Origin of the sequence: Paraburkholderia sediminicola (assembly GCF_046026895.1) — a bacterium.
Lineage (GTDB): Bacteria > Pseudomonadota > Gammaproteobacteria > Burkholderiales > Burkholderiaceae > Paraburkholderia > Paraburkholderia sediminicola_C.
This window is the reverse complement of record NZ_JAQQEU010000199.1, coordinates 1-2,115: the sequence shown is the minus strand read 5'-3', so window position 1 is coordinate 2,115 and position 2,115 is coordinate 1. Positions and strand designations below refer to the sequence as shown.

Annotated in this window: 3 protein-coding genes; 1 reads left to right on the top strand and 2 read right to left on the bottom strand. The window is 62.5% G+C overall.

The features are described from left to right. Together PQR02_RS40230 and PQR02_RS40225 are read right to left on the bottom strand one after the other, a co-directional pair. Window positions 1-202: hypothetical protein (locus tag PQR02_RS40230; RefSeq protein ID WP_408243355.1), on the bottom strand; the 202-nt coding region annotated here is incomplete at its 3' end. Window positions 203-860: 658 nt separating this feature from the next. After that, on the bottom strand, window positions 861-1,505 hold the full coding sequence (locus PQR02_RS40225; protein WP_408243354.1) for a MarR family winged helix-turn-helix transcriptional regulator: 645 nt from the start codon (window positions 1,503-1,505) through the stop codon (window positions 861-863). A gap of 199 nt (window positions 1,506-1,704) precedes the next feature. On the opposite strand from PQR02_RS40225, the gene PQR02_RS40220 reads away from it, so the two are divergent. Next, window positions 1,705-2,028, top strand: coding sequence for a hypothetical protein (locus tag PQR02_RS40220; RefSeq protein WP_408243353.1), 324 nt, complete (start codon window positions 1,705-1,707; stop codon window positions 2,026-2,028). Window positions 2,029-2,115 lie beyond the last annotated feature (87 nt).

Here is a 2,115-nt window from a genome sequence, read left to right as displayed (position 1 = left end):
TGACGGCACTCCAGGGCGCGTCGAGGGTTGGCCTGAGTTCGGCTGATCCGAAACCCCCCTGCGGCTGGCGGAAACGCTCACGGCTTTCCTGGGGCGTTTGCGCAGCAATGCTACGACCCTCGACATTCAGGACCGTCAGCGCATCACGAGACTGCTCGTCAAGGAGGTTGTGGTCGCCGATGACCGCATCACCATTCGCCATTCGATTCCCACCACGACGCGATCGCCCGGCGGAAACAGAGGGCCGTCCCGTCCGCTCGGATCCCCGCCAGGCGCGCAAGCCGACCAAAGTCATCTTTTGCGTCCATGGCGTGGTCGCACCGCCGGGCCTTCCACGTGCGGAAGCATTCCCGCACATGCTGGAAGTTTCCGCCACAGACGTTGACCTGAAAGTGTATTCGTGACGCCATGATCAACCCTCGAAATACAATCTGACTTTCCTGAAGCGTAGGACCTCAAACGGCCGTCGAGTTCCGCTGTTGCGCGGCTTTTTTCTGGGCGAAGCGCGAGCTGCTTGTGATCGATAATCAAGGTGGGCACGGCGGCCGGCGGCCCGCCAGGCCACGCGCCCATCCCTCTCGCGCAGACCGGGGTAGGTCCAGAAGGGCTGGTCGTCAGCCCGGGCGACACGAGTCGTCACCACCAATCTCGAGCGCGGTTATCTGCCGAACGACGCTGCGCGTGAGACGTTTTCTCGCCGATCACACTGATCCGGCAGATCCGCAAACTGGCGTGCTGACGCGAGTCGGCCACGACGCGACGGACGGCATCCTGCCCTAGTTGGACCAGCGACAAACCGCGCAAGATCAGCCGGCCGGACAGCGCATCGAGCCGCCGGTGGCCGGCTTCGCAGTGCGGACTCAGCCTTGCTGCGCAAAGATCTTCCAGGTTTTTTTCTGCTTCGCGGTGTCGGCCGTTTCATGCACAGAGCAGTCCAGCCGCAAGTCCGTATCCGCCATCGACAGATCGAGCAGCTCGCAATGATGCGGCGTCTTCTTCGGATTCTTGCCCGGTTCGAAATGCACGCACGTCACGCACATCCGGTGCGGCGGAATATGACCCTGCACCTCGAGCTGACGCACGGTCTTCAGCAGCGTGCGATAGAAGAGCGACTGCTCCTCGGCGCGCAGCGTGCCGACCGCCTTCGCGAGGAAGTCGGGCCATTGCGCGGCGCGCCTGGCGGCGGTGCGGCCGCGAGCCGTCAGACGCACGGCGAGCGCGCGTCCGTCGTCGAGTGCGCGGCGCTTTTCGACGAGCCCCTTGCTATCGAGCGTACTGACCGCGTCGCTCGTCGTCGCGGCTGTCAGCGCGGTTTCGCGCGCGATCTCACCCAGACGCATGGGGCCCTTCCGCTGCATCAGCAGCACCAGGATCTCGCCCTGGGTCGGCGTGAGGCCTGCACCTTCCGCCCACTCCCATGCCTGGCTTCGCATCGACGTGCTGAGTCGCAACAGGCTGTGGGTCACCCGCCCGGTTGCCTGTTCTCCGTATACGGCTTCGCCCATAATCTTTCGCTCGTTGTTGACAGCTTGCCCCTGCCCGTCGACATCCGATGTTCTATGCCAGCGCGCGCCGACAGTCTGTGGGGGCGGCGTTGCCGGGAGATCGGAACGCCGATTCCTGTTAACTCAAAAGGCAAATGATCGTAGCCGGCAAAAGCGGCACGACGCCCCGCGCGGATATAGTCGAATTGGCACCGGGCTTATGTTGATCGACAAGTTGGTTATCGATCAACATTTTCGCCATCAGGACCGGCTCGGGCACATGCTGATGGCCTTGACCTACAACCCGGATGCCATTGGCATCGGGCTCGATGAAGACACCGCTGCATTCATCGGTCCGGACCAGAAGCTGCAAGTCATGGGGACGGGAGGCATCACCGTCGTCGATACCTCCCGACTCCAGCACTCCGCGATTCATCCCGATCGCCGCCACGCGCCGGTGAGCATGATCGGCCTGCACCTCGACATTCTGGTTGAAGGCAACGCCTACGACATGTCTGCGCATCTGGCCAGCATCGGGCGCTAATGTGACAGATCGAATGACGGCCTGAGCGCTTTGAGGATTCTGATCTGAATCTCCGGAATAAATAATTCCGAATACCGCAAGTCCTGA